This is a genomic window from Rubripirellula lacrimiformis (genome assembly GCF_007741535.1).
Classification (GTDB): Bacteria; Planctomycetota; Planctomycetia; order Pirellulales; family Pirellulaceae; genus Rubripirellula; species Rubripirellula lacrimiformis.
In genome coordinates, this window is sequence record NZ_CP036525.1 from 1,416,263 (window position 1) to 1,442,064 (window position 25,802).

At 57.1% G+C, this 25,802-nt stretch carries 21 protein-coding genes; 10 read left to right on the forward strand and 11 right to left on the reverse strand.

Going from position 1 to position 25,802, the window contains the following annotated elements:
* Positions 1-2 precede the first annotated feature (2 nt).
* From K227x_RS04920 to K227x_RS04945, 5 genes are all read right to left on the reverse strand, one after another.
* Entirely contained in the window at positions 3-764 is a 762-nt protein-coding gene (locus K227x_RS04920) for a motility protein A (protein WP_145168435.1), read from the reverse strand.
* Between the two features lie 74 nt (positions 765-838).
* On the reverse strand, positions 839-1,048 hold the full coding sequence (locus tag K227x_RS04925; RefSeq protein ID WP_145168437.1) for a flagellar FlbD family protein: 210 nt from the start codon (positions 1,046-1,048) through the stop codon (positions 839-841).
* Between the two features lie 573 nt (positions 1,049-1,621).
* On the reverse strand, positions 1,622-2,476 hold the full coding sequence (locus tag K227x_RS04935; RefSeq protein ID WP_246146534.1) for an FAD-dependent oxidoreductase: 855 nt from the start codon (positions 2,474-2,476) through the stop codon (positions 1,622-1,624).
* 12 nt (positions 2,477-2,488) lie between these two features.
* On the reverse strand, positions 2,489-3,640 hold the full coding sequence (gene thiO / locus K227x_RS04940) for a glycine oxidase ThiO (RefSeq protein WP_145168439.1): 1,152 nt from the start codon (positions 3,638-3,640) through the stop codon (positions 2,489-2,491).
* A complete protein-coding gene (locus K227x_RS04945; RefSeq protein ID WP_145168441.1) occupies positions 3,637-4,443 on the reverse strand; it encodes a TIGR04282 family arsenosugar biosynthesis glycosyltransferase in 807 nt (268 codons plus the stop codon). Before K227x_RS04945 ends, thiO begins: the two co-directional genes overlap by 4 nt.
* A 287-nt stretch (positions 4,444-4,730) precedes the next feature.
* Between K227x_RS04945 and K227x_RS04950 the strand changes: the two genes are divergently transcribed.
* The 5 genes from K227x_RS04950 (at position 4,731) to ald (ending at position 10,819) form a co-directional block, all read left to right on the forward strand.
* Entirely contained in the window at positions 4,731-6,233 is a 1,503-nt protein-coding gene (locus tag K227x_RS04950; RefSeq protein ID WP_246146540.1) for a serine/threonine protein kinase, read from the forward strand.
* 6 nt (positions 6,234-6,239) lie between these two features.
* Positions 6,240-7,601, forward strand: coding sequence for a lysophospholipid acyltransferase family protein (locus K227x_RS04955; RefSeq protein ID WP_145168445.1), 1,362 nt, complete (start codon positions 6,240-6,242; stop codon positions 7,599-7,601).
* A 499-nt stretch (positions 7,602-8,100) separates the two neighbouring features.
* A complete protein-coding gene (locus K227x_RS30255; RefSeq protein WP_218933780.1) occupies positions 8,101-8,256 on the forward strand; it encodes a hypothetical protein in 156 nt (51 codons plus the stop codon).
* 96 nt (positions 8,257-8,352) lie between these two features.
* Positions 8,353-9,558 carry a DUF1559 family PulG-like putative transporter gene (locus K227x_RS04960; RefSeq protein WP_145168447.1) on the forward strand — a complete coding sequence of 402 codons (1,206 nt, stop codon included), beginning with the start codon at positions 8,353-8,355 and terminating at the stop codon, positions 9,556-9,558.
* A 160-nt stretch (positions 9,559-9,718) separates the two neighbouring features.
* Positions 9,719-10,819 (forward strand): alanine dehydrogenase, encoded by a 1,101-nt coding sequence (gene ald / locus K227x_RS04965; protein ID WP_145168449.1) that lies wholly within the window; start codon positions 9,719-9,721, stop codon positions 10,817-10,819.
* A gap of 64 nt (positions 10,820-10,883) precedes the next feature.
* Here ald and K227x_RS04970 read toward each other — a convergent pair whose 3' ends face one another.
* Genes K227x_RS04970 through K227x_RS04980 form a run of 3 tightly spaced genes read right to left on the reverse strand, consistent with a single transcriptional unit; the run spans position 10,884 to position 13,515 of the window.
* Positions 10,884-11,627, reverse strand: coding sequence for a class I SAM-dependent methyltransferase (locus tag K227x_RS04970; protein WP_145168451.1), 744 nt, complete (start codon positions 11,625-11,627; stop codon positions 10,884-10,886).
* Complete coding sequence (locus K227x_RS04975) at positions 11,624-12,274, reverse strand: class I SAM-dependent methyltransferase (protein ID WP_145168453.1); 651 nt, start codon at positions 12,272-12,274, stop codon at positions 11,624-11,626. The genes K227x_RS04970 and K227x_RS04975 overlap by 4 nt, the downstream gene beginning before the upstream one ends.
* Entirely contained in the window at positions 12,271-13,515 is a 1,245-nt protein-coding gene (locus K227x_RS04980; RefSeq protein ID WP_218933781.1) for a glycosyltransferase family 2 protein, read from the reverse strand. Before K227x_RS04980 ends, K227x_RS04975 begins: the two co-directional genes overlap by 4 nt.
* A 276-nt stretch (positions 13,516-13,791) precedes the next feature.
* Here K227x_RS04980 and K227x_RS04985 point away from each other — a divergent pair, with 276 nt between their 5' ends.
* The 3 genes from K227x_RS04985 to K227x_RS04995 all read left to right on the forward strand — a co-directional run bounded on the left by K227x_RS04985 (position 13,792) and on the right by K227x_RS04995 (position 17,343).
* Positions 13,792-14,652: a polyprenol monophosphomannose synthase gene (locus tag K227x_RS04985; RefSeq protein ID WP_145168456.1), complete on the forward strand. Its 861-nt coding sequence runs from the start codon at positions 13,792-13,794 to the stop codon at positions 14,650-14,652.
* Positions 14,652-16,436 carry an ArnT family glycosyltransferase gene (locus tag K227x_RS04990; RefSeq protein WP_218933782.1) on the forward strand — a complete coding sequence of 595 codons (1,785 nt, stop codon included), beginning with the start codon at positions 14,652-14,654 and terminating at the stop codon, positions 16,434-16,436. The genes K227x_RS04985 and K227x_RS04990 overlap by 1 nt, the downstream gene beginning before the upstream one ends.
* A 106-nt stretch (positions 16,437-16,542) precedes the next feature.
* Positions 16,543-17,343, forward strand: a complete 801-nt coding sequence (locus K227x_RS04995) for a phosphatase PAP2 family protein (RefSeq protein WP_218933783.1) — start codon at positions 16,543-16,545, stop codon at positions 17,341-17,343.
* A gap of 217 nt (positions 17,344-17,560) precedes the next feature.
* Here the strand turns inward: K227x_RS04995 and K227x_RS05000 are convergent, their stop codons facing one another.
* The 3 genes from K227x_RS05000 to K227x_RS05010 form a co-directional block, all read right to left on the reverse strand.
* A complete protein-coding gene (locus K227x_RS05000; RefSeq protein WP_145168462.1) occupies positions 17,561-18,955 on the reverse strand; it encodes a hypothetical protein in 1,395 nt (464 codons plus the stop codon).
* Between the two features lie 58 nt (positions 18,956-19,013).
* Positions 19,014-19,598 (reverse strand): hypothetical protein, encoded by a 585-nt coding sequence (locus K227x_RS05005; protein WP_218933784.1) that lies wholly within the window; start codon positions 19,596-19,598, stop codon positions 19,014-19,016.
* Between the two features lie 317 nt (positions 19,599-19,915).
* Positions 19,916-22,174, reverse strand: a complete 2,259-nt coding sequence (locus tag K227x_RS05010) for a ribonuclease R family protein (RefSeq protein WP_145168465.1) — start codon at positions 22,172-22,174, stop codon at positions 19,916-19,918.
* A gap of 332 nt (positions 22,175-22,506) precedes the next feature.
* Between K227x_RS05010 and K227x_RS05015 the strand changes: the two genes are divergently transcribed.
* Complete coding sequence (locus K227x_RS05015) at positions 22,507-24,171, forward strand: SPFH domain-containing protein (RefSeq protein ID WP_145168467.1); 1,665 nt, start codon at positions 22,507-22,509, stop codon at positions 24,169-24,171.
* Positions 24,168-25,754, forward strand: a complete 1,587-nt coding sequence (locus K227x_RS05020; protein ID WP_145168468.1) for an SPFH domain-containing protein — start codon at positions 24,168-24,170, stop codon at positions 25,752-25,754. The genes K227x_RS05015 and K227x_RS05020 overlap by 4 nt, the downstream gene beginning before the upstream one ends.
* Positions 25,755-25,802: the final 48 nt, after the last annotated feature.

The window sequence follows — 25,802 nt, forward strand, 5'->3', positions numbered from 1 at the left end:
GATTATTCCGCGTTGCGTTGTTTAGGAGGCAAGAAGGTTCGCAGTTTCTGGTCAATCGCTCGCGGGCTTTCGCCGGATTGGATTGCCATCACACCACGAATCGCGATCTCTAGGCTGACCATTTCGTTGCGGCTGATCAGTCCCAGTTTCTCGGCAAAGGGGCTGAAGAATACGTTGGCCACGATGGCCCCGTACAAGGTCGTGATCAACGCGACCGCCATCCCAGCACCAATCCCGGACGGATCCGACATGTCTTGAAGCATCATGATCAGACCCATCAGGGTTCCGATCATTCCGTAGGCGGGAGCAAATCGGCCCAGTTGGTCCATGATGCTTTTGCCTTCGCGGTGCCGCGTCTGGATCGCTTCGACTTCGGTGCGAAGCACTTCTTCGACGACTTCCGGTGTGCTGCCGTCGACGGCCATCTGGATGCCGGTCTTGACCAATGGGTTTGCGATCTCTGCCACTTTGGATTCCAACGCCAACAGTCCATCGCGACGGGCCGTTTCGGCCAATTCGACGATCTGTTTGATCAGTGATAGGCGGTCTTCGCCCTTATTCAAAATCACCTTCAACGCGATCAGCGGCGACTTCAGCATGCTGCCCAGTGGGAAACAAATCAGAGCCGCTGCTACCGCACCACCGACAACGACCAAGAACGACGGGATGTCGATGAAGGCTGAAAACGGTGCGTTACCAAGCGCAATCGAGGCGATGATCAAACCGATGGCTAGGATCAGACCGATGAGGCTTGCGATGTCCATGATGAGTGCTTTTCGCGATCAACGCGGGAACAGTGTAGGAATCAAGAGAGAGCGGACCGGCGAAGTTGCCAACGCTACGGTGTCTGTCGCTGGGGCATCGGCATGAAGTGTTTTTTTTGTTGGTAGTCGACCGCACGTTCCACCACATCATCCATCGATTCAGAGACCACGATTTTGTCGCCCGTGGTCAGTGTGATGAACGTGTCGGGACGCCGTTCGACATATCGAATCAGTTCGGCATTCAGCACGAATGCCTCGCCATCAAGACGAGTCAGCTTGATCATGAACAGTACCCCAGTGCGTGATCGTTGGACGCTTGTATCAGGCGAAGCCAGTCCAGCGAGGAAAGAGTGCCTCGTTGTTTAGTCGCCACTGAAAGCTAGATCACGTTGAGCGCACGAGACGGGTGTGGCGAAAAAGAAACGCCATCTTCCCTGGTTCAACCGATCGTCCCCACTGGCACAATCGATAGGACCCGAAGATCAAGAGCCAATGCCGTCTGGTCTGGCACGAGCGCGCACGAGAGTGCGGCCGCTAGAAAGCCGTGGTTTTCGGGAGTGCGACTCGGATCCGAGTCGCGCGTGGGAGATTACGCCCAAGTCCGTTGGTCGTCTGAAACGCAGATTTCGCGAGCGATCGAAAGTTCGAGTTCGAGTGGAAGTTCGAGTGGAAGTTTAAGTTCGAGTTTAAGTTCGAGTTCGAGTTCGAGTTCGAGTTTAAGTTCAACACCGCAGCGCGATTGGAAAGCACTTCGTCGAACTTGAACTCCGCCGCCACAATCCCAAGAATCTCGCCCTGCCCCCCGCCAGCCAACCGGGCAGAACCGATCCGCAGCAGAAGTTGTCCGCAGCGGTCGTCTAACTTCGTTTCGGTCGATAAAGGTCCAAATCGGCACGACCGGCCAATGCCGCATAACCGGCTACGATCTCTTTCAAGCCTGTGAAGAATGTCAGTTCGGATAATTCTTGGTCCGCCATCGATTCGCCGATTTGAAACAGATACGGGACGGGCAGTTCAAAGCCCAACTGGATCCCACCGTTGGCATCCGCACCGCCGGAGCCGCCGGAGCCGTCGGAGCCGTCGGAGCCGTCGGGGGTAGCTGGATTGCCGGTTGCCAAGATCACCGCTTCGACGTCCAGGGTTTCGACTTCACCATCTTCGCTGCGCAGCGTCAGTCGGAAATCAGGCGGGATGTCGCTGATGTCTTCGTCCGGTTCATCGGCGACCACGTCAACGGTTTCGATCTTTGTCACGGTCGCCGGGCAACGCAGGCGGCCGCGTAGCAGATCGGTTTCCAACAACGGCATCAGACCTTGTTGGATCCATTGATCGTAGGTCATCGGCAGCGTTTGGATCGAATCGACGTCCTGTGCTTGCAGTGCCGAAATCGCTAGCGGCGAAAGTGACCGGTCGGGCAGCATGGGCAGCGGTTGGTCACCCATTTGCCGAAACGAGGATGCAACATCAACGGCTTCGATGATCGTGACGTCATAGCCCATGAACCGGCCGTAGAGAGCGGCTTCGATTCCCAGTGGCCCGGCGCCGATCACTGCAATCGATCCCGGCGGGTCAAGCGTCATCGCATCGTCGGCGTCATCGATTTGGTGATCGTCGGGTGTCGATTCGGAAGCGGAATCTTGCGTCGGCAATTCGTCGGTGGGGCCGTGGTCGGCTTGGTCGGATGGATGCTGCGGCTGGTCGGGATCGTTCATCGGTGGGTCAGGTTATCGCTGTGGAGTGTGAGATTGCTGTTTGCCGACTCGAAAGGTCGACAGATCGATCGCTGGTTTTTGTTGGGTGATCACATCGGCTAAGGCGACTGCGGTCCCGGGCGAAAGGTGCAGTCCGCTACGGAAGTGACCCGAGGCAACATACAGGTTGGGGTGATCGGGAACTTTTCCGATCATGGGAAACCCATCAAAGGTCAATGGACGATACCCCGACCAAGCTTTGACGAAGGTGGCCGATTCCAATTCGGGGACCAGATCGATGGCGAATGAACGCAGCATGTCCAGTGTTGCTTCGTCGGTGCCGGGTTGGAACCCGACTTCTTCCTCGCACGAACCGATCAATGTCGACCCATCGTCACGGCACATCACATATCGATGTCCGACATTGACGATGCTAGAGAGTCGTGGTTTGTCCGTCTTCAACAACACGATTTGTCCGCGAATGGGGACGATCGACTGTTGCAATTGCAACATCTCGGCAACCCGGCCGGTCCAGGATCCGCCACACACCACGATCGCATCGGCTTCCAGCCATTGCCCATTGCACCGAGCGGCGCTGGACTGGTCGGAGCTTCGCAAATCGTCGACCGTCGAATCTTCGACAAAGGTGACGCCGCATTGCTGACAGGCTTTCGCCAACGCTTGCAGGTAGTGCGGTGCACGCACTTGGTGTTCGTCGGGAACCCACCACGCGGCTGCCGCCGGACGACCGGCGTCGGTTTGGCGCCCGATCCAACGGGCGATCGCAGGTTCACGCCGGGCGACTTCCTGGGGATCGACCGGTTCGCAGCGGATATCTAGCCCGTCCCAGTATCCGGTCATCCCGACCATGGACGCACGCTCCCCCGGTGTGTCGGCAAGGTACCACCCGCCGCAGCGTCGGAAACCAGGATCGATTCCCGTGATGGATTCCAATCGCCGCGCCCATTGGGGGAACAATTGATGGGACAGGCCACGCAGTTGGTCGATGGGATCGGTTGCTTTGGCCAGGTTGGCCGGTGGCAGAATTCCAGCCGCCGCCCATGACGTGGCTTTGCCAACTTTGTCACGTTCAACAAGCGTGACCGATTGGCCTCGTTGGGCCAGTTCCCATGCCAAACTGAGTCCGACGACGCCGCCGCCGACGATCAGGATGCGATGATTCATGATGGGTGTCCTGGGGGGGATCCGGTTGGCAGCACCGATTCAATCGATTTCAAAAGCAGGTCCGTCGACGCATCGGCGTGGGATTGCTGGGACCGAAGCTGCTGGCAAAGCCGTGTCAGTTCGTCGATTGTGTCGATGTCTTCGCGAGGTTCAAGCAGGACCACCTTGTGTCCGGATTGTCGAATGCGTTGCAGTGTGATGGGAAGCACACGATCGGTGCTCCACGGGACATCCGAAAACCAGGTGTGGATCGCCGGCAACGTTTCGCTGCTACCGCGAATGCCGATCAGGTAATAGCCACCATCCACGGCGGGGCCTAAGACGACATCGGCGTGTTCCAGCGTCCGCCATGCAGCGTCGATGGAAGATTGGTTTAGCAGTGGGCAATCGGCACCGATCAGGATCGCCGAATGGGGATGATCGGTTGCGGCAGTGGATGGATCGGTTGAATCCGCCGTCAAATGGGTGCGAAACCAAGCTTCCATTCGGTTGCCAAGGTCACCCGGGCATTGGAATTCGACGTCCCATTGGTTGCCAACCTGCCATGCTTGGATAGCCTGCTGCAGTGCATCGGCATCGCTTCGGTCAGCGAGGACCAGAGACCGGGCGGATCCGCATTTGGGCAGGGCATCGCAGAGTTGACGAACGAAAAAACGATGAAGATTGGCAGCTTGTTCATAGCCGATGGTTGCACCCAATCGCGTCTTCACTTTGCCCGGGTGCCAGTACTTCATCATCAGGCCCAACCGCTGGTTCCCTAGCGGGATAGCGGCGGTGTCAGAACAATCGGCGTCGTTTGACAACGCAAAGCCTCGATTTTGCGGATCACGGATGGGCAGGAATACGTCGCAACCGGACGGAATTATGACTAGACTGCAGAAAGGGCGTGTTGGGAAGTCTTGGGGAATGCGTTGATTCGCTAAACTTGCCCTGCCAAACCTGTTATCTTGTCACACCATCGCATAACTCTCCATGGGGTCACGGCCGGCAGCCCATGTCGCAGCAACAGCTCACTTCGCAACGATTTCTCGAGATCGTCGCTAAAAGCGGCCTCGTTGATTCTAAAGCCACCGATCGGCTGATCGCGAAGGTGCGCGAAAAATTAGAGGGTGGTCTGCCTTCGAGTCCCAAGAAGCTTGCCGGGCTGTTCAAGAAAGAAGGACTGCTGACGGCTTGGCACATCGAAAAGTTGTTGGCCGGAAAATACAAAGGCTTCTTCCTAGGCAAGTACAAGCTGCTCGGTCACCTGGGCACCGGCGGGATGAGCAGCGTTTATGTTGCCGAACACATCCAGATGGGTGACAAGCGGGCGATCAAGGTCCTGCCCAAGAGCCGTGTCAAAGATGCGACGTATTTGGCCCGATTTCAACTGGAAGCCAAAGCGATCGCGTCGCTGAACCACCCCAACATCGTGATGGCCTACGACATCGATAATGTGGACGACGTCCATTACATCGTGATGGAGTACGTCGACGGTTTGGATCTGCACCAATTGGTCAAACGGGATGGTGCCATGGGATTTGCCTTCGCTGCCCAAATCACGGCCCAAGCGGCGCGGGGCTTGGAACATGCCCATAGCAAAGGCGTCATCCATCGTGACGTCAAACCGGCCAACTTGCTGATCGATCCCGAAGGCAAAGTACGCTTGCTAGACATGGGGTTGGCATTGGTTGCCGCCGGCGATGACGAATCGTTGACGGTTGCCAACAACGAAAATGTGCTGGGGACCGCCGACTACCTGGCTCCCGAACAGGCGCTCAATTCGCACGGCGTCGACCACCGCGCCGATATCTATGGACTCGGCTGTACGCTTTATTATCTGTTGACCGGAAAGCCACCCTTCAGTGATGGCACGCTGGCACAGCGGATCGCCAAACACCAGACCGAGATGCCGACTCCGGTTCGCCAAATTCGCCCGGACTGTCCCGGCGAACTCGAAGGCATCTGTACCAAGATGATCCAAAAGGATCCAAAGTACCGCTATCAGTCAGCCGGCGATGTCGCCGAAGTGCTAGAGAAGTTCGCGGTCGCTGTTCCCGAAAAAGTCCGAATCGCAGCTGGCATCGCCCAACGTGCGAACCTGGACGGATCAGGGTCGTCTTCGATCTCGCTGGAAGATTTGGAACGGTCGGGCATCGGCAACGGCGATACCATCACCAACAAAAACGACGATACCTTAGCCGCCGCGCGAAGCGAGTTGCTTCGTGGCAAGGGCCTCAGCGCAAGCGACAGCGGTCGATTGGTCAACGTGAACCAACGGCCGGATTTGATCGATGGCAGTTTCTTGGACCTTCAGCTGGAATCGGGGTACCGCCCGGACAGCCGCGTCGGGGCCCGCACTGGTTCGCGCTCGGGCGGCGCAGGTTCTAGCCGAAGCGGTGGTTCGAAATCTGGCGCTCGGCCACTGGATAGCAGTAATTCGGACGTCCACCAGGATCGTGGTTTCGGTGACCCGTCACGATCCAGCAGCGGTCGACGTCCCAATCTAGCGGGCAAATCCGGGATGGACCCGATGTTGGTCGGCGCGTTGGTGACGGCGCTGTTCATCATCGCGCTGGCGATCGGATTCTTTTTGGCCCGGGTGACAAGCTAGCCGCCGATGACTGTTGTTCTTGATCGGCCTTACCAATTTGTGCCGCCCCATCGCGGCAATGCGTGGCCTTCGTTCATCCAGACCTTTCGCATTGTCGATCTGTACCTGGCTCGCAAAGAAGGCGTGGTCCAACACGAATGTCGTGGGCTGGATCATTGGCGTGCGTCGAAGCAGCGCGGGGACGGTATCCTGCTGGCCCCCAACCATTGTCGTTACGCCGACCCGTTGGTGATCGGTTGGCCGGCCCGCCAACTGGGAAGCCATGTGTTCGCGATGGCGTCCTGGCATCTTTTCAATGTGGGGGCATTCGATTCGTTCGCGATCCGAAAAATGGGTGGCTTCAGCATCAATCGCGAAGGCAGTGACCGCGCGTCGCTGGAGATGGCGATCGAAGTTTTGGCGGCAGCCGAACGTCCGCTGATCCTGTTCCCCGAGGGGACCACTAACCGCACCAACGACGTGCTGAAGCCGCTGTTGGAAGGCGTTGCCTTCATCGCCCGCGCGGCCGCGCGTCGCCGCGATAAGGAATGTGGTGGCCAATTGGTGATGCACCCCATCGCGATCAAATATTTGTGTGTCGGAAAGATCAACGATTGGGCTCAGACGCAACTGTCCCAACTGGAAACGCATCTGGGTTGGCGTCGCCCCGTCGGCGCTTCCATCTTGGATCGTACGATCCGGTTGGCCGAAGGATTGTTGGCTCTGAAAGAAATCGAGTACTTCGGCACCTCTCAAACAGGCGATCTGCGAACGCGGCGCGACCGCCTGATCCTGCACATCCTGCAGCAAAGTGAATTGCGATTGGGACTGTTCCCTGCCGCCGACACCCACGCAGACGGTGCCCGTTTGGGTGATTCTGTTTCGAGCGATTCCGTGAAGGGTCACCTCGCTTCGGCCGGGCCTTCGGGTTTGACCGTCGAAAGTTTCGCGACGCGAGCCGAGTTCGATTCGGACATTCGCAGTCGTGTGCGTGTGATTCGAACCGAGACGGTGACACAGTATTTTCGCTGCATCGGTGAGGGAGCTGCCGATCAATTGCAGGAACGATATCAGCGTGAATCACGAGCCGCCAATCTTGCCCAAGACCTGATGTCGTACCCGGATTGTTATCTGGATGCCGACCAAGTGACCGACACCCGAATCGTCGAAACCATCCAACGGATGCAGGAAACGTTCTTCGGCCGGGCGGATGTTCGTGTGCCGCTGAAAGCGGTGATCCAGTGCGACGAGGCGATCGTGGTCCCGCCCCAACGGGCACCGCGCGGTCAAACGGACCCGATCATGGACCAGCTCGGTTCCCGGCTAACGTCGCTGGTGGATGCGTTATCGCACGAGGCGCGAAGTGCAAAAGACGCGGGTCTGATCTAGCGAATTTGGATCTTGCGATCTCCCCCGCTTGGGTAGTGTCGGGTTCGATGATTGTCGGAATGAAAAGTCTCGAGGAAGCCACGCCATCCTTGGATTCGCCGCTCGTCAACGCCCGGAATCGTCATCAAGCAGTGCGATTCCAGGTGCCAGTGTCCGTCCCCTCGAATCTTGGCACGCGGTATTCAGGTTCGATACCGGGATTGGCCCGCTGCGTCCGTGGTGGCCAGGCGCTATCCGGGCAAGGCACTTGTCGGGCCTTGCCGGGATGTCGACGCGTCGCTGCTGTGATGCGACTTCCTAGATCTGCCATATGCCGTTTCGTACTCGAATGATTTCATCTTTTGAGGGTGTTTCCTCGGATTTGGGTTTGTCGGGGAATAATTATGCTGTTTTTGCCCTCTACGGCGGGGTAGATTCCCTTTGACGCGGTTCGTGGAATCCTGCTAGCCGCATTTTCGTCGGCAATCACCATTCTTTTCTTTCATTGCTAGGAGTTGCGATGCGTAGGTTCGTTCATTGGGTTTTGTTGGGGGCATTTGTCGTGGTCATGGTCGGTTGTGGTGCGTCTAGCACTAGCAGCAACGCAGCGGCTGATCCGAACGAGATGACACCCGAGCAGAAAGCGGAGTCAGATCAGTACACCGAAGAATTTTGAATCGTCTTGGGGGCAAGCCAGCAGCGACTGTTGGACTGTGATTTTGCGCCGATGCAATCGTCGGCATTATTCTTAGTTTGATTGGGGTGTTTTCTTATGAAACGGGTTTCCAGAGAAGGTTTCACGTTGGTGGAACTGTTGGTGGTGATCGCCATCATTGGCGTGTTGGTTGGATTGTTGTTGCCAGCGGTCCAGGCGGCTCGCGAAGCCGCACGACGGATGAGCTGCAGTAACAATTTCAAACAGATGGGGTTGGGGCTGCACAACTATCACTCGGCGTTCAATGCGCTGCCGCAGCAATTGGGTGGAACGACGGCTCAGTATGCCGGCGCACCGAACATCATCAATCGGAATTATCTAAGCGGTTTGGTTCCCCTGACGCCGTTCATCGAACAGCAGGGTTTGTGGGAAGTGATTTCGAATCCTTACGATTCCGACAAAGACGGAACGGTTGACTTTCCAGCCATGGGGCCAGGCGGTTGGTTCACACAGTACGAACCCTGGATGACCAACATTCCGACGTTACGTTGTCCAAGCGACCCTGGTGTCGGTTTGCCCGCGCTGGGGCGGTCGAACTTTGCGTTCTGTCTGGGCGACGGAATGAACCTGGTTCACTCCGGCGGACGCAACGAGGCGGGGCACTATCAGCAGCACTCGGACATCTTCAATCCCGAGGCCAACATCAAGGCGCGTGGACTGACTGACAACACGGGTTGGGCCACCAGCGCCCGCGCTCGTAATCGCGGTATGTTCTGGTCACGTCACACCACTCGTTTTCGTGACGTGTTGGATGGTTTGTCAAACACCGTGGCGATGGGCGAAGTGGCCACCACCATCGGTGCACGCGAATTGATCGCAGAGTTCCAGTTGAACGCGGGAACGGACATCATCACCAACCCCTCGTTCTGTGACGCCGGGATTGATCCGCTGCGGCCACAGTTCTGGCAAACCGATGCGAACCTGCCAGGGAATCTAGGTACAGGGAATCAGATTCGTGGAGGTCGTTGGGCCGACGGTCGAATCCAATACACGTCGTTCATGACGATCAAACCACCGAATGGTTTGAATTGTTTTTCAGGTAACGACGCAACGCAGGGAATTTCGACGGCTAGCAGTCGACATCAAGGCGGAGCTCATATCTTGATGGGTGACGGTTCGGTGCAATTCATTACCGAAAGCATTGATGCCGGAACCCAAACCGCTGCGCCAGCCACCAATGGTGAAGGAAGCCCCTATGGGATTTGGGGAGCAATGGGAACACGCGGTGCGAAGGAAGTCGTCGACCTAGGCAGTGTTCTGTAGGGCAGAATGTCCTGGAATCAAAATTGAACTTAGGTTCATCTAGAAACCTTCGCACTGGTTTGACAGTGCGAAGGTTTTTTCGTGGTTGCTGGGCGGCCTAAACTGTAGCTGCACCTGTTGCGTCACCCATCCCGAAACGTTCTTTCGAAAGTCAACACAAATGATCATTGGCGTGCCCCGCGAAATCAAATCAGACGAGTATCGAGTAGCCATGCTGCCGGTGGCGGTGGAGGAAGCCATTGCACGAGGACATCGTGTATTGGTCGAAGCAAACGCAGGCTTGGGCAGCGGGATCGCCGACCACGACTACCTTCGCTCGGGCGCCGAAATGGTTGGCGAAGGGGCGGACGTTTTCGCACAAGCGGATTTGATCGTCAAAGTCAAAGAGCCGTTACCGGTGGAGTTTCCGTTGGTCCGCAGCGGACAAATGATCTTTACCTATTTCCATTTTGCCGCCAACCGAGCTCTGACCGATGCGATGGTCGACAGTGGTGCAACCTGTTTGGCCTACGAAACGCTTCGCGATCAACACGGGCGATTGCCGTTGCTGACACCCATGAGCGAGGTGGCGGGGCGGATGAGCATCCAGGAAGGCGCCAAGTATCTCGAGAAACCACAGATGGGTCGGGGCATTCTGCTGGGCGGCGTGCCTGGGGTTGCGCCGGCACACATCACGATTTTGGGGGGCGGTGTCGTGGGCGCCAATGCGGCGCGGATTGCGGCCGGGTTCCAAGCGGATGTTGCCATTCTGGACGTGGATCTGGATCGTCTGCGATACCTGGACGATGTGATGCCGGCCAACGTGAATACGTTGTACAGCGATCGACACAACATTCTGGAACAACTCGAACGTGCCGATTTGGTGATCGGGTCGGTGCTGATTCCCGGTGCCAAGGCGCCGCGATTGGTCCGAGCCGAAGATCTAAAACGGATGAAATCCGGCAGCGTTGTGATCGATGTCGCCGTTGACCAAGGCGGGTGCATTGAAACCAGCCGACCGACAACTCACAGCGAACCTACCTACGTGATCGATGAAGTGGTTCACTACTGTGTCGCCAATATGCCTGGTGCCGTGGGGCGGACCAGTACATTCGCGCTGTGCAACGCAACCAAGCCCTGGCTGTTGCGTTTAGCGGACGGTGGGATCGCATCGGTGATCCAGTCGGATAGTCCGCTGCGAGGATCGATCAACGTGCATGCGGGAAAAATCGTGCACCCAGCGGTTGCGTCTGCGTTTGATCTGACCTGCCATTCACTGTGAACGCGTTTGGATCCGATCCGGATTGTCGCGGATCAGGTGATCTGAAATCAGGATCGCCTGATGGTCAGTGCCTGGGGCCTTGATTCGGATTTGGCGACGAACGTGGTCGGCCTTTGAATTGCAATTTCCCCCAGCTGGTGATTTGCTGATCCACCACAAAGTGTTCATGGAAAACAGGCATCAGTTTGTCGGGCATATCGAGCCATTGTTCGTACGTTTCGCGTTCGTGGTCGATCATCTGGGCCAATGCGTCACCTTTGTCCCAGCACCGCCGCACCCAGCGGTTGGCGACGACTTTGTGCACGAAAGCAAGGAACGGTGTTAGCCACGGTTCGACGACATACAGATGTCCGCTAGGACTCAGCACGCGGCGAACCTCGGACAACGTGGATTCAAGATCCGCGGGCAAATTTGGCAAATGGTGCAATCCGCCCTGGATGATCACGGCGTCCAAAGATGCATCGGCAAACGGCAGACTGCGGCAATCCGCCAGATGTAGTTCGGCTGGTTCTTTGCGGTCTGCGCCCCAGTACTGTTCCAGCAGTGTCAGTGACAGGTCCACCCCGGTTAGGTTGGTGAACCCCAGATCGGCAAGTGCGATCAAGCCCCCGCCACGACCACAGAAAAGTTCCGCTAGCCGGGCGTCGGTCGGGTGATCGTCGGTGATGCCGAACTTCTTCAACCGACTTTGGAACTTGCTGATTTCCTGCTCGGGAGTTTCGAAGCGACGGTAGGCTTCTTCCCAAAGCGGATCACAGCAGGTCACGCCGGCATCGACGTGTCGATGGATGGTGGGGGCAACGGTCATCGGTCGGACTTCGCGGTGGATTTGACGGTTGGGGGGCCAGACGGTTTCGTGTTCAGGCTGGCAACAAAGTGCAAACCCCGTTCGAACAGCCAGCTGAGTGGTGGTGGGTAGAGTCCGAGTTTCTGTCGCGATTCGGTGATCTCCAGCTGGGCTTGGTCATACAACGCCGTCCAGTCATCCGGGGTGAGGTAGTTGCAAGGAATCTCTACGCCGTGCCGTGAATTGCCGATCTGGTCCATGAAGGCCAGCGTTTGCTGGGCAGCGATGCCACGCAGGAAATGGTCCTTGATCACCACTCGGTCGCGGGCCACACGCGCCGCTTCGACCAGCACTCTGGCTGGATCGTGGGTGTGGTGAAGTACGTCCACCAAAATCGCAACATCGACGCTGTTGGTGGGCAGTGGGATCGTGGCCCCATCGAACTCGGTGACGTCGATCAGAGTGTCGGGGCGGACAAGCACGTCCATTCCGCAGATCGAAACATCTGGACGCGCCTTCACGATTTCCGACGATAGCCAACCGTCCCCACACCCGATGTCCAGGACGCGGGCGCCGTCGGGAATCAGTTCGCAGAAATGTCGTCGTAACACGTCGACCCGTCGCCGGTGAACGTATTTTCCATGGTACCAAGCGATCGGTCCATTCATCGCGTGGTCGACTCCCGTGCATCGGCAACCGTGATTGGTTCGGCGGATGATGCAGGTGCAAAGTCGGCATCCAGTTCGCTGGCAGGACGTTGTCGTCGATGCATCCGCAGCACACCGGCCATCAATGCCGACATCGCTGTTTGAAAACCGATTGCAACAAAGGTGACTCCGGGGACGACCAACCGCATCGTCTGTGGATAATCCAGTCGTCCAAAGTCGACCTTCCACCACTGGACGATCACCGCCACGATCATTGCGATCCCGGCCGTCATGGTGATCAAGCCGAACCCCAGGCCGCGCTCGACGGTCAACGTTTCTAGCCGATCCAGCGGTGGCATCATCCCTTCACGGGCAGCAAAAATCCTGGCCAGTGTGGCCAGCATGACGCACTGCCATCCCAACAGGCCCGCCAGACTAGCGACCAGCAAGGTATGCACGTCCAAGGCCGCGCCGGCGATGCGAATTTGAGGGATCGCCAAGGCGTATCCGACAAACGCGATCAAGATCAGCAGAAGGCCCGGAAAGAAGAACGTCCATTTGGGACTGAAAACGAGAAACAGTCGAAGCGTTCGCCATCCGTCACGAAACGTTCGCAGATGGGGGCCGTGTTCTTGGCGTCCATCGGGGTGCAGAGTGATGGGCACCTGCGACATCGATGCGCCGTAGAGTCCACTTTTGATGATCATTTCGGTCGCGAACTCCATCCCCGGCGAACGCAGGTCCAGTCGGTCATACCACTGGCGAGTGAACCCGCGCATGCCGCAATAGACATCGTTGATGGGGATGCGGAACATGATCCGCACCAACCAAGACAGCGCGGGGTTGCCGATCCAGCGATGCAAAAACGGCATCGCGCCGGGCAGGACTCGCCCGCCGCCGCGTGGCAGTCGACAACCTTGCACCAAGTCAAACCCTTCACGTAGTCGGTCGACGAAAGCAGGGATTTCAAGGAAATCGTAGCTGTCGTCGGCGTCGCCCATGATGACGAAACGACCGCGGGCCGATTCGATGCCTTGCATCAACGCCGCACCATATCCTCGCTCGGCCACGTCGACCGTGCGGGCACCGAGGGATTGGGCAATCGATTTGGACGCGTCGGTGCTGCCATTGTCGGCAATCACAACTTCGCCGCAGATCCCAGCCTGCTGCATGGCGCTGGTCGCCTTTTGGATGCAAACCCCGATGGTATCGGCTTCGTTCAAGCACGGCATGACGACCGAAACTTCAATTTTTTCGCTCACGTTCCTACCTTCTGGCACATTCCAACGTCTTTGCTGCATCGCGACTCAGGATCTGCCCCTGCGACAAGGTCGGGGACAGGGCCCGCTGGCTCTGTCTCTGGGGTTCCGATCCTAGTCGAACGTCCACCCGTTCGTCGCCGCCATGCACGATCCGAGCGATCGCCAGAAGAAATTAGACAGGCGGGATAAGGAAAATTCTTTGCAAGCGGTATTGTCGACGGCGCTCTGCAATTGGTAAATCCCCCACGGTGACCCCCCCGTTCTGGAGAGCTGTTGATGCGATTTCCCTATCATGATCTTTCGATCGTCATTCCAACCTATCGGGAATCGGGCAATCTGACAGCGTTGTTTCAGCGTATCGAGAGTGCACTGGCGACGACGGATCTGAATTCTGAAATTCTGGTCGTCGATGACAATAGCAATGATGGGACCGAGCAGTTGTGTCGGGAACATCCCTCCTCGATTCCCATTGAATTGATTGTTCGGCAGCAGGAACGAGGCCTATCGAGCGCCGTTTTGCGAGGTTTCGAATCGGCACGTGGCGAGGTCCTATTGGTGATGGATGCCGATTTATCGCATCCACCCGAGTGCATTCCTGCGATGGTGGACACGTTGTTGGCGTCATCTACCGAGTGCCCTCGCGTCGACATGGTGATCGGCAGTCGCTATGTCCAAGGCGGGTCCACTACCGAAAATTGGGGCTGGGCCCGGTGGGTCAATTCGAAGATTGCCACGGCTCTTGCCCGCCCGTTCACATCCGCCAACGATCCGATGGCTGGCTTCTTTGCGATGCGAAGAACCGCGTTCGAAGAGGCGTCCGGACGCTTGGATCCGATCGGTTACAAAATTGGACTCGAACTGATCGTCAAGTGTCACTTCGATGTGGTGAAGGAAGTACCGATTCGGTTTACCAACCGGACCGTCGGCGAAAGCAAGCTGTCGCTAAGAGAACAACTGAACTATTTGACTCATCTGAAACGGCTTGCCAGCTACCAGATGGGGCGATCGGGCGGCGGCCAGCAGGAATCGGATTCCACGAGCGATGAATGTCCATCGGTGGCCGGAACGATTCGTCCAGCAGAACTGAAAATCACCAACGAAGAAGTTCGTCGCGATTTTGGTTCGAGGGCGGCGTGATGATGGCACCGTCCTCGGATTGCGATGGCAGGGTGACCGATCTTCCCGATCAGTCGTCAAGTCGTTGGTGGCGAGAAGCCACGCTTTGGATTCTGGTCGCTGTTGCTGCGGTAGCCTACCTAAGCAGGATGACCGATCGGCCACTGCGGGGCGAGGAAACACGGCGTGGTTTGGTCGCTATCGAAATGATGGAAAGTGGCGACTGGATCGTGCCGCGAGAACAGCAACGCGAGTTCCTGAGTCGGCCACCGCTGCAGAACTGGATCATCGCCGGTGTCGCGATGCTGCGAGGCGAGGTCGACGCATGGTCGGTCCGTTTCCCCAGCGTGCTATCGCTGCTGCTGATGATTGTGTTGCTGTACGGCTACACCCGCCAATTTTTGTCGCCCTTGGGGGCGTCGTCGGCTGCCTTGTGCTACGCGACATTCGGGCAAGTTCTGGAGATGGGTTGGCTTGGCGAGACCGAGTCGATGTACGTCACCATCGTCGGTGGATCGCTGATCCTGTGGCATTGGGGATGGACGTATCGTTGGAATGTCACGCTGACTTGGTCGATCGGGTACGCGCTGGCGGCCGCCGGGATGTTGGCCAAGGGGCCGCAGGCGCCGGTGTACTTTGTGGTTTCGGTCGTTGGGTTTTTGTTGTGGCAACGCCAATGGCGACAGCTCTTCACATGGTCGCACGCCGCGGGGATCGCCGTCTTTTTGTTGATCTGGAATGCATGGAACATTCCGTTTTGGATGCATGTCGGCACCGAGTCGATGATTCAAATGTACCGAAACGATATTTCGCTTCGCTTCAACGACAACAGCTGGACTCCACTGCTGGTTCACGTCGCAACCTACCCCTTGGAAATCGGGGTCTGCCTGTTGCCTTGGTCGCTGATTTTGTTCGCATTTGTCATGCCCGGATTCTGGAAAGATTCGCGACGGTTTCAATCACACTTTGCATTTCACATCCTCGCGATCTCGTTGACCTTTTTGTCGGTGTGGTGGGTGGTCGGTGCCAAGTCTCGCTACTTCATGCCGATGTACCCATGCTTTGCCGTATTGGTGGCCATCACCATTCAGCGATGCATGGATTGGCAGCAGGCATGCTCCGCGAATCGTCGGCCGCTATGGATTGGCAGTTATCATCGATTCAAGCTGGGGTCGTTTGCCGTCATGATGATCGCAATGATCGGATTGGTGGTCGTCATGATCCGGCCACAAGTTTTTGCTTTGTCCGTTGATGCGACGCATTTGGTATCCATGTTTGGGGCCACGGCGATCTGTGCAGTGTTCTTGTTTCGGGCACTGAAATGCGAACCAATCGAGCCAACCGCGCCATCGAATCAACGCACCATGGGGATGGCCGCCGGCCGCGAATTCCAAGGTCTGGTTGCGATGGGGGCGTTCGTGTGGATCGGTTACTTTGGCATTGCGATCGACCCGATCATTCATAGTACGCTGGCCATCGGCGACCAAGTTGCCAAGATCCGATCAGAGGTTCCGCCGCAGCAGACACTGCGAAGTGCTGGGACGATCGCACACGTCTTCACCTACCACTATGGGCAGACGATACCGGTCGTCGCCACGGAAGCAGAGTCGTGGTCGCAAGATGTCCAATACGTTTGCTATTTCAAAGATCGCCGACCGGCGGATCTTCGCAGCGAACAGTGGGTACAGGTTGCCGAAGTGCCTGTGGAAAATGACAAGGAAGACCCTCGGTCCATCGTCGTTGCACGACGCGTGAACACGAGGCTTGCCGAAGTTCCGGTTCAACAGGATCGGATCCAACGCTGAGTTCGACATTCGTTTCGAAGATGAGGAAATGATGGATCAATCGAGCCATGTTCCGCGTGACGCGAAGAACCGTTCGGCCTTGAATAAGCCGACGACGGAACCGTCCATGACGATCCCGATGATTCGCGATGCAGTGCCAGTCCGATCGACTGATTCTGTATTCGGAAGCCTGCGTCTATTGACGTTGCTGTGGGGATCCATGGTGGCGGTGTTGATGATCCCGTTGACCACATTGATCGATGTGCCCATCGCGACGTGGGTCAGCGAGAACCCGATGCCGGGCTGGGGACAAAACGTTCTGGGTGTCGCCGCATTGTATTCCCAAGGGCTGGGCGTGCTGTTGATCATCGGGTTGGTGGTCTTTGCAATGCCCAGTCGCCGGCGCGGCGTCGCCCGATTGGCGGTCCTGGGGTTGGGGGCGGGTTTGTGGGCAAACCTGGCAAAAGTGTTTGTGATGCGTCCGCGTCCGGGAAGCTTGCAATTCGATGCACTCAACAACGAGTTCGCCTGGATCTGGAACTTCGATTGGACGCTCGTTCATTTAGCCACGTTCGATCCGGGGACGCGTGCATTCCCCAGTGCATCCCTGGCCACCGCCACTGCGTTGACCGTTGGGTTGTGGGGACTGACGCCCAAGGTTCGCCCCATCGCGGTCTTCTTGTGTATCGGCACGATGTTGCAGCGGGTTCTGTGCGGGGCTCACTTCGCAAGCGACCTGTTCGGGTCGGCTGCGGTGGCGCTTGCGTGGGCGTTCATCTGTGGCCACCCAAGATTGCTTGGATCCGTGTTTGACCGAATCGAAGGTCGAGTCCGATTCTCGCCTCAGACGGCTGTAGCAACCGTTCCAGCCGGCGCCGAAGCGACAACCGACTCAGCCTCCTCTGCCGACCAGGCACGTGCTGCTTAGGACAAGTTGCGAGTTGCGAGTTGCGCGGCGGATTACCGTTCGAAAACTTAAACTCGAACTCGAACTCGAACTCGAACTCGAACTCGAACTCGAACTCGAACTTAAACTCGAACTCGAACTCGAACTCGAACTCGAACTCGAACTCGAACTCGAACCATTTTCGCTACCCGGACTTCTGCGATAGAAACGGCACGAACGAACTGCCCTGCCCCATTCGTTATGCCCGGATCGCTGGCTTGGTCCGTTTGGAAAGCAGAATCGCGGCGGCCGATCCGATCACGCATGCCGATAACGGTTCGATGACCATGCGGTATCGATAGGCTGGGATTTCGAACACGCCTGTGATGACCGAAAAGTAGGCCATCATCAACAGGATCCAGATGCCTGCCGGTCGTGTCGGCGAATGGACCACCAATACGACGATGCCTGCGGCGATCACGAACATCATCAGCGTGTTGGCCCACAAAATGTTGCTGGCCCGAAAGCGAACCAGTTGGTCGATCAGGGGTAGGTCGTACTGCCAGACGTGTTGTCCGAAAAACTGGCCACGATTCCCTTGCTGTGGTAACTCCGTCGCACGAGTCCGCCAGAAATTCAGCACCCGGCTAAGCGTCGGTACGACGAAATCGGTTGGCGCCTGACGGATGGCATCGATGGCAACACGCTTCATCAATTGGTCGGCCTGTGGGTCCGACAATCCCGACTTGATCAACCCGCCCGATACGGTCCACGTCAATTCGCGATCGTCGGTGACGCCGACACGATCCAGCCGCCGGGTCAGTGTCTGGCCCGCATCGGTGTTGGGGATGGGAAGTCCCGCACAGGACCCGTCTTGGAACGTAACGATCCATAGGTTGCGGCCAACGAACTCGGTCAGGAACGGCTTGCCAAACATGACTTGGTTCCGAATCAGCCAGGGCGACACCGACGAAAGCACCACCGCACCGATGATCAACAGGTGCATCAGACGGGCTGAGTGGGACACTCGCTGCAGAGCGATTCGTGGATTGTGCTGACGATGCCTCAGCCGACTTCGACGCCAATGGATCAAAGCGATGAACATTACGTGAGGGATCCATAGCAACAACACGATCGGGCGTGTCAACAATGTCAACGCAAAGGTCACTCCCAACCAGATCGTCGACCCAACGGATTCTCGATCAACGTATCGCTGAACCGCCGATAGATTCATCATCAACAGAAACACGAAAAGCGTCTCTGACAAGATAGCCGCGTTGAACACGAGCGCCGAAACACAAGGAAGGGAGACCAGCAATGTGATCGGCAACGCTCGCGGAAGCCTCGTGATCCGCACGCTCAATCGGGCCGCGATCCAAGTCGACAACAGCGATAGAATTCCTTGGATTGCCGCCGTCCAGAACAACGCATCGGCGCCGGCGGCCGAGCGAATCGACGCTAGGAACCAGGGGTAACCCGGCGTTCGAAATGCAATCCGATCGCCCATCAACAGCAGGTCGCCGGACATCACGCTGGCGCTAAGTCGCCAATACTGGGCCGCATCCATTTCGATCGATACCGGTCCACGTGCCACGATGGCTGCCGTCTTGGCGGCTAGCAACAATAACAGCAGTGTAGTGATCAGGGGACGCAAAGCGATACCATCGTGGTGGAAGAGTCCGACCGGATCGAATCGTCCGGCCGGACGATGTTTACTGTGCCGCTTCGATCGATGTCGCACTCATGCCGGGGAAGTTCCGGATATCGATCCGTGATCGCAGTACTGCCGCACCGGGGATGACCGGCGTCGCCAACGCAGACGGCGAAAGGTACGAGTCACGCCGTGCCGAAGGTCGGTCCAGACGTCGGACGGAATTGGTGTGACCGGGGTTCTCGACATGCAACACGAACTCTTCCATGAAGTAGTCTTGGGCCAGCAGGACTCGATTCCAATGACCAATCAATTCGTGATGCGGCGTGTACTTTCCAAAGATCCTGGCTTCGGTCTGTGCCTGCAGCGATTCGACCTTCTTCCATTGGTGGAACAGCCGATTGAAATGCCTTGGGTTCTTTGCCGGCACCAATAGCCGACCTGTCTCGTCATCCCAGCGGTCGACCAATCGTTCGTCAAAACGATCGATTCCCCGCACGTGCAGAACCGCTCGTTCGAATGCCTTGACTTCGTTTCGGTATTGCTGGGCCAGCAGATAAAGCGGCGCGTTATCGTCAGCCAACGCACTGGATGGAGACGTCATCAACGTGCTCAGCAGCACTATCACAGTAGCAATTCGGATCATGGTCAGGACTCTCGGAACTTTCAGGGCAATCGGAGGGATGATCGACGATGCCTGCATCGCGTGTGCCAATCAAAAAACACGGGGGTTCTAGCTTGATCCTGACCCTCGTGTTGTCAAGTTGATTTCGGGTGTGGCGAGATCGATCACGCCCTCGCGAAAGTCGTAGTGGGTTTGCCGATTGAGTGAGCCGTGATCGCATTCGCGGCCGGGAATCCCCCGCGAATGCCCGTGGCCTGACGGCCAGCGGCTGACCATTGCCGTTGAAAGTTCGACTTAATCGACAAACTGACAAGACTTTCGTGAATCACAGCGAAGCACTAGTGCTTCTTGCGTTTCTTCTTTTCGCGTCGATCCCTTAGTCGCTTGGCCTTGTACTTGGCCTTGGACGAGATCGGTTTGGGACCGGCTGTGGCTTCGCCGCGGGCGGTATGGTTTTTGACCGCTTCGAAGTACAGCTGCCGATCTTGGAGGTCGACTTTGGTGATTCGCACGGTCAGTTGGTCACCGAGCCGAAAGCGGTTGCCCTGCTTGTGACCGCTGAGGATGTTCCCGCGTTTTTCGAAACGGTACTTGTCATCGGGCAGGGTCGTCACAGGAATGAATCCGTCGACGGGCAGCTTGACACAGCGGGCGTGGATACCGTCGGCAAACACGCGGCTGATGACCGCTTCCATCGTTTCGCCGATATGCTTTTTCAAGAAGTGCAGCAATTTCAGCTCGATCAAGTCGCGTTCGGCTTGGGCGGCGTTGCGTTCCATGTCGCTGCAATGATGTCCCAGTTTCAGCAGCGTCGGGAACGGATCGTCCGGCGTCTTGTGACCATCTAGCAGCTTCTGCACCAAGCGGTGGACCGTCAAATCGGGATAGCGACGGATGGGGCTGGTGAAGTGGCAGTAGTGTTCCATATCGAGCGCGTAGTGGCCGTCGGTTTGGGGACCGTAGACCGCTTTGTTCATGCTTTTCAGCACTGCAAAGTTCACTGCGTCTTCCAAGGGAGTGCCGGCGACCATGTCCAGGACCGCTTGAATTTCGAAGCGGCTTTCGACGTTTTCGACCTTCAGCCCCAGATCTTTGCAGAACATGCCCAGCTGTCGCAGCTTTCGTCGTTCGGGCGATGGGTGGATCCGATGCAGGTAGCCCAACCCCAGATCGTCCAGCCATGTTGCGACGGCTTGATTTCCGGCCAACATGAACTCTTCGATCATTTGGTGGCTTTCGGTATTCTCGGTACGGAAAGCACCCTTCACTTTTCCGGACTTGTCGAATTCCAACTTGATGTCGGGCATGTCCATCGAAAGTGCACCGCGTTTGAAGCGAGCCTTTCGCATCTGCATGGCCAATTGGTGCATCCGCGTCAGCAGATCGCAGACCGGTTGCCCCCACTTCTCGGTGTACGATTCCGGCGACGCCAAGAACTGATCCACCTGTTCATAGTTCAGCCGCATGTCGCTGTGGATCGCGGCGTTATGAGCTTCGGTGTGCGTGATCGTCAGGTCGTCCAGCATCTCGATCTCGACTGTCTTGACCAGTCGGACTTTATCGGGCTGCAGGCTGGCCAAGTGATTGCTGATGATTTCGGGGATCATCGGGATCACACGATCGGGCAGATAAACGCTGGTCGCGCGAGCCTTGGCTTCTTCGTCCAAAGCACCGCCCACGGGAACAAAGTGGCTGACATCGGCGATATGCACCCACAGCCGCCATCGCCCTTCTTCACGTTCCAGCGAGATCGCGTCATCGAAGTCACGAGCATCGAAGGGGTCGATCGTGATCGTCAACAATTGGGTCAGATCTTTGCGGCCTTCAGGGACCACACCGTCGTCGAATGCGTCGGCTTGTTGGCGGGCTTCGTTCAGCACCGCTTCGGGGAACTCGTCCGGCAGCGCGTATTGCCGCATGATCGACAAGGTGTCGATGGCCGGATTGTTGCTGCTGCCCAATCGTTCCAGGATGACCGCTTCGCCACCGGTGCCATCGTCGGCGGGGTATTCCACCATTTCGACGAACACTTTGTCGTCGTCGGACAGTGGCAGTCCCCGGACATCGCCGACCGAAACGGGTTGTTCGTAGGGCGTGCCGTCTAGGAACACGAACGGCTTGCCGCTGATGAACCGGAATGTGCCGGTGAATTGACGGCGGGCTCGCTGCAGCACTTCGGTGACGACGGCTTCGTTGCCACCTTTGCGGCTGGGACGCACTTTGACTTCGACCAAGTCGCCTTCGAGCGCGCCGGCGGTCGATCCCGGTGGAACGAATAGGTCTTCGGACAGCTCTGACTTCGAATCTTCGGCGTGGTTGGGCCGGACGAATCCAAAGCCGCCGCCCATGGCGCGGCGAAACGTTCCGCGAACCGTGTCGCTAGGGCCGCCGATGCTGCCGGCACTAAACACCAGGTGGTTGGATCCGTAGACCAGTCTGCCTTCTAAGACCAGTTGTTTGACGACGCGTCGCAGTTCGCGATAACCGTCGCCGTCTAGATCCAGTTGCGAGGCCATCTGTTTGGGTTTGCAAGGCCGGTAGTCGGCCGAGACGACCAATCGCATCACGCGATCGGCCAATTCATTTGATATATCCATTGCCCAAGGATATCCGAAATCTTTCCGGTGAAAACAACCAAACGCACCGTCATGGCAAACCAGCCGCTGAAACGAAGTCGCGTTCGGGGCGTTTGCATCCATGCATGGGGACCGTCTTGATCGGGACAATCCTCGCAAACCGGCCCATCGGTTGGCGTTCGCGGGGTCGGCTGGCTACGTGCACAGCCGGATCACAGTGACATTCGCAAGGAAAGAACGGTTTTTACGGTTTCGTGCGCCAGGTGAAGCTAGGTTTTAGGGCCTTGTATCTAGAGGGGGGGATCGCAGGATCGCCCCAGCAATGAGTTACTTTCACCGTATCGAGCGATTCCATGTCGGCAGATTTTGAAGATTCACGTCAAGCAGAGGCGTTGGCGAAGCTGCGCCGCCTTGGCGGATTCGGCGCACTTGGTTTTCTGGGGGCCGCTGCCATCGGCGGTCTCGCAGTTTGGGTGTTCCTGTTCTGCCGGATCGAGGTCCCCAGCGGCAAGATCGCTGTGTTGACCAAGAAGACCGGGCAAGAGATCAGCAACGAGATGGAGACGGTTCCGGCGAGCCAATCCGGGGAGTTCAAAGGCATCGAGGAAAAGGTGCTGACCGAAGGACGCTATTTCTACAATCCTTGGAAATGGGATTGGGATGTGGTCGACCAAGTCGAAGTTCCCGAAAACCGACTGGGCGTGCGGATCCGCTTGTACGGCGAAGACCTGGGCTATGGAAATCTGATCGCCGAGACTGAAAACCAGAAAGGCATCTTTGCCGAAGTGCTACGCCCCGGTCGTTACCCGCACAACGCGATCGTCTACGAGTCAGGTACCGAACCGAAACCCAATCGAAACAACTTCATCGAATTGGTCGAACTGCATCAGCCCGTCGTGATTCCCGCGGGGTTCATCGGCGTGGTGACGTTGTTGTCGGCTCCACCAGCCGATGATCCCAATCAATTGATCGTCGAGGCTGGTAAACGAGGAACACAGAAGGCGACGTTGGATCCCGGGGTTTACTACATCAACCCCTACGTGAAACGTGTCAATCTGGTGGATTGCCGTAGCCAACGATTCAATCTTTCCACCGGTGGCGAAATGGGTTTCCCCAGTCGCGACGGGTTCTGGGTCAAATTGGACGGCCGGATCGAATTCCGTGTCGACCCCGAACGGGCCGCCGAAGTGTTCGTGACTTACAACGATGGATTCAACGACCGGGGCAACGATGCCGTGGTCGAAGAAGAGATCATTCAAAAGATCATTCTGCCCAATGCACGCTCGTTTTGCCGATTGCGTGGCGGCGACAACTCGGGCCGGGATTTCATCCTGGGCGAAAAACGACTGGAGTTCCAGGAAGACTTTCAACAGACCTTGGAAAACACCTGCGAAAGCCAAGGAATCGAAATCATCCAGGCGTTGATCACACGGATATCACCGCCGCAGCAAATCGCTTTGCCGGTCCGGCAACGCCAGATCGCAGTCCAAGAATCGGAACAGTACATCAAGCAAATCGAACAGCAACTGAGCGAACAGCAGTTGAAGGTCGAACAGGAACTGGTCAAGCAAAAGCAAGTTCTGATCGCCGTGGAACAAGAGGTCGTCAAGCTGACGGTGGAAGCACAGCGTCGCCAAGAAGTCGCGGTCATCGAAGCCCAGCAACGCAAAGCGGTGTCGGAGGTTGAATTGGCAGCGGCAGCCGATCAAGCCGAAGCGATCACGGCAACCGGAAATGCTGCTGCCGAGGTGATCAATTTTGAAAACGAAGCCCAAGCCGCGGGATGGAAACGGTCCGTCGAAGCGTACGGCAATAGCGGTGATGAATTTGCCCGCTGGGTGATGCTCAAGAAATTGGCGCCCAGCTATCGACAGTTGATGGTCAATACGGCCGACAGCCCGCTGATGGACATCTTCAGCGAATTCAACAACATACCGTCCGGCGACAACCCATCCGGTCCTCCCGCCGACGCGGCCATCGACCAATCCAACGAATCACAAGCGGGAGAAGACGAATGAGTTTACGACGAGGCAAGTCCTTAGCCGCATTGGCGTTCAGTTCATTGTGGATGTTGGTCGCATTGTACGTTGGGTTTCTGTGGTTCATGTGCCGCGTGTACGTGCCCGACGGACACAGCCTGCTGTTGCGTTACAAAGGCCCGCTGATTTTCAATACAGCCGGCGTGCCGGAACCGGGCCGATTGGCTCGCGCCGGTGAAATCGGTGTGCTGGAAGAAATGCGCGGACCAGGCCGTCACTTCTACAACCCGGTCTACTGGGAACGCACGATCGTTCCCGATCAAATCGTCTTTCCCGGACAGATCGCAGTGGTGACCAGCAAAGTGGGGACTCCGCTTCCGGCGGGCGATTTTTTAGTCGACGGTGATCTCGATGGCGACGATCGAGCGAACCAGAAAGGCATCCTGCGGAAAGTCTTCGGTCCGGGACGTTACCGTGCGAATCCGTACGCGTTTGAGTTCAAAATCGTTGGCCGCGAAGTCACCAACGTGGGACGCCAAGAGAAAACCAGCGGATGGGTCGAAATCCCTACCGGCTATGTCGGGGTGGTCACGATGCAGACCGACAATCCCAAGATGGGGCTGGCGGCCGGGACCCAAAATGATGTCATGCAACCGGGTCTGTATCCGGTCAATCCGAAAGAACAGCAGATCGACATCATCAAAGTCGGGTATCGCGAAACCAGCATTCAGGTTTCTGAACAAAAGGATTCGCAGGAACGGCTGACGTATGACGAACACGGCGAACCGATGGCGATCGCCAACACCGGGATTAATTTCCCCAGCAATGATGGCTTCGATATCCAATTGGACTTTTCAGCGATTTGGGGCGTCCTGCCCGTCAACGCTGCGGATATCGTTCGGACGTTTGGCAATATCCAAGCGGTCGAAGAAAAAGTGATCGAGCCACAAAGCGAAAGCATCTGCCGCAACAACGGGTCCAAAATGGGAGCCGTCGAACTGTTGATCGGCGAGTCGCGTGAAGAGTTTCAAACCTCGGTCAGCGACGAATTCAAAGCGGTCTTGGCCAGCAAGAATATCTCGCTGCTTTACGGTTTGGTTCGGCACATCTATATCCCCAAGGAAGTGCGTGAACCGATTCAAAAGGGGTATGTCGCCGACGAACTGCGTTTGACTCGCGATGAAGAAACCAAGACCGCTCGAATCGAGGCCGATTTGCGTGAAGCCGAGAGCCGGGTCGAATTGGAAGCCGAACGGACGCGTGTCGACACCGATCGGCTGCGCGCCAGTGTGTTGGCCGAAGGCGAAAAGAAGGCCAAGGAAATCGAAGCCGGCACCGGGAAATTGGTCGCCGCGATCGATCGCGAAACCGCCGAACTGGACGCCAAAAAAACGGTTCTGCTGGGACGCGCTGAATCGTCGGCGAAACAGATCAGTGCCGAAGCGACCGCGGATAAATTCCGATTGGCCGTGGAAGCCTTCGGGTCGCCGGCTGCTTTCAATAAATGGGAATTCGCCGAACAGTTGCCTCAGGATCTAGAACTGAAACTGTTCTACGCCGGCGAAGGAACCTTGTGGACGGATCTGGACAAGATTCAACCCACCTTGCCGCTGAAGAAATGATTCGGTTGCTGAATCGGCGTGGCGATCGTCTTTCAATCGCCACGTCGT